Annotated in this window: 2 protein-coding genes; both read right to left on the reverse strand. The window is 64.7% G+C overall.

Going from position 1 to position 1,871, the window contains the following annotated elements:
- On the reverse strand, positions 1-955 hold a 955-nt coding region (locus tag ABYB95_RS22675; RefSeq protein WP_372662350.1), incomplete at its 3' end, for an aldehyde dehydrogenase family protein.
- A 17-nt stretch (positions 956-972) separates the two neighbouring features.
- Positions 973-1,871: TRAP transporter large permease (locus ABYB95_RS22680; protein WP_372662353.1), on the reverse strand; the 899-nt coding region annotated here is incomplete at its 5' end.

Below are 1,871 nucleotides of genomic sequence, written 5' to 3' on the forward strand. Positions count from 1 at the left end.
CCAGGTCCAGGTCCATCTTGGGTGCGCCGGCGCGCAAGGCCGAAAAGGCTTCACCGACGCGCTGCAACACCGCTTCGTAGGCGCTGCGCTGCACCAGCAGGCGCGAACCCGCACTGCAGGTCTGGCCGCTGTTTTGCACGATGCCGTTCACGATGAATGGCAGGGCGGCGTCGATGTCGGCGTCGTCGAACACGATCTGCGGCCCCTTGCCGCCCAGCTCCAGCGTGACCGGGCAATGGCGCTCAGCGGCCACTTGCTGGATCAAGGTACCCACGCGCGGGCTGCCGGTGAAGCTGATGTGGTCGATGCCCGGGTGGCGTGCCAGCGCATCGCCCACCTCATGGCCGTAGCCGGTGACGATGTTGATCGCACCTGCGGGAAAACCCACTTCGGCGGCGAGCTCGGCCACACGGATCAGCGACAGACAAGCGTCTTCCGACGGCTTGACCACGCAAACGTTGCCCGCCGCCAGTGCGCCGCCCACGCTGCGGCCGAAGATCTGCATCGGGTAGTTCCACGGCACCACGTGGCCGGTCACGCCGTGCGGCTCGCGCCAGGTCATCACGCTGTAACCATCAAGATAAGGAATGGTGTCACCGTGCAGCTTGTCGCCAGCCCCGGCGTAGAACTCGAAGTAGCGCACCAGGGCCACGGCATCGGCGCGGGCCTGTTTGGTGGGTTTGCCGCAATCGCGTTGTTCGATGGCCGCCAGCTCGTCCACATGCTCGGCCACTTTGGCACTGAGCTGCATCAGCAGACGGCCGCGCTCGGCGGCGGTGAACTTGCTCCAGGCGGTGTCCAGGCAATGGCGCGCGGCGCTGACCGCCTGGTCGATGTCGGCGGCGTTGCCGCGTTCGATGGTGTCGTAGGTTTCACCGGTGGCGGGATCGATCACGGGCAGGGTCTGGCCCGAGGCCGAGCGCACGGCGGTGTTGGCAATGTGGTGCAGTGGCATGGTGGATTCCGGAAGGGTTATTGAGGGCCGATGGCCGGCCCGATCGCAGGTGCTGAAACCACGGGCTTGGCGAACACCACATCGCGCAAAGCCAGCGAAATTTGCGGCACGTAGGTGATGAGCATGAGGCAGGCCATGATGACCAGCACGAAGGGCAGCAGGTGGCCGATGATGCGGTCCAGCGAAATCTTGGCGACCGTGCAGGCGGCGAAGAGGTTCACACCAAACGGCGGCGTGATCATGCCCATGGCCAGGTTGACCACCATGATGATGCCGAAGTGCACCGGGTCTACCCCGAAGTGCACCGCCACAGGCACCAGGATGGGCGCGAGCACGATGATGGCGGCCGAGGTTTCGATGAACATGCCGATCACAAACAAGGCCGCGTTCACGCCCAGCAGGAACCAGGCCGGGGATTTCAGCACTTCGGTCAGCCACACGCCGATCGCGTCCGGTATGCCGGCGCGGGTGATGAGGAAAGCGAACAGACCGGCGTTGGCGATGATGAACATGATCACCGCGCTGGAGATCACCGACTTGCGAAACACCGCCACCACGTTGGCCAGTTTCAGTTCGCGGTGCACCAGCAAACCCACCGCCAGCGCATAGAACACCGCCACCACCGACGCTTCGGTGGGGGTGAACACACCGCCGTAAATGCCGCCCAGAATGATCACCGGCATCAGCAAGGCCCAGCAGGCTTCGCGTGTGGCCACCCACAAAGGGCTGCGGCCATCGCCGTCGGTCTTGCCCAGGCCTTTGAAGCGGCACCACAGGTGCACGAACAGCATCAAGGCGCCGCCGATCAACAGACCCGGCCCGAAGCCGGCGATGAACAACTCACCGATGGAGACTTCGGCCGAAACACCAAACAGAATCAGCGGGATGGATGGCGGGATCACCACGCCCAGCTCGG

The organism is Hydrogenophaga sp. (assembly GCF_041633695.1).
Lineage (GTDB): Bacteria > Pseudomonadota > Gammaproteobacteria > Burkholderiales > Burkholderiaceae_C > Hydrogenophaga.